Below are 462 nucleotides of genomic sequence, written 5' to 3' on the forward strand. Positions count from 1 at the left end.
TCCTACAACAGGAGCGGTAGAACCTAAAGCCGCTCCTGTGGCAGCACCAGCTAAAATACGACTTCCTACAGAAACCCCTAATCGTGTAGCAGTTTTAGTAGCGATTTTTTCTTGTATTTTATTGCCTAAAAATTTACCGCCTCTCCCAAATGTATTGGTGGCAATCATCTCAATTCCTATTTCGCCTAAAATTCTACCATCGCTTTTCCCCTCTGCTTTTTTAAAGAAATACGCTATTACTCCGTAATTAACCCCTAAGGTAATGGTTGGAACATTAAAGAGCTTATTTGTAGGATAATATTTATCACTCATAGCACTTACAAATGCAGAATTAGCAGGGAGATAAATATTAAGAAAAGTATTAGTAGTGCTACCCAAGTCATTTAAAACTTTTTTCCTTTGTGGCAAACTATCATTAAACTCACAATTATAAAGATTCAAAGAAGCATAGATACTTTTTTG

At 35.7% G+C, this 462-nt stretch carries 1 protein-coding gene; it reads right to left on the reverse strand.

Features of this window, described 5'->3' with window-relative positions; genetic code table 11:
- On the reverse strand, positions 1 to 462 hold a 462-nt coding region (locus tag CQA53_RS13005; protein ID WP_181882488.1), incomplete at both ends, for a hypothetical protein.

Source organism: Helicobacter didelphidarum (genome assembly GCF_003364195.1).
In the GTDB taxonomy this organism is placed as follows: domain Bacteria; phylum Campylobacterota; class Campylobacteria; order Campylobacterales; family Helicobacteraceae; genus Helicobacter_A; species Helicobacter_A didelphidarum.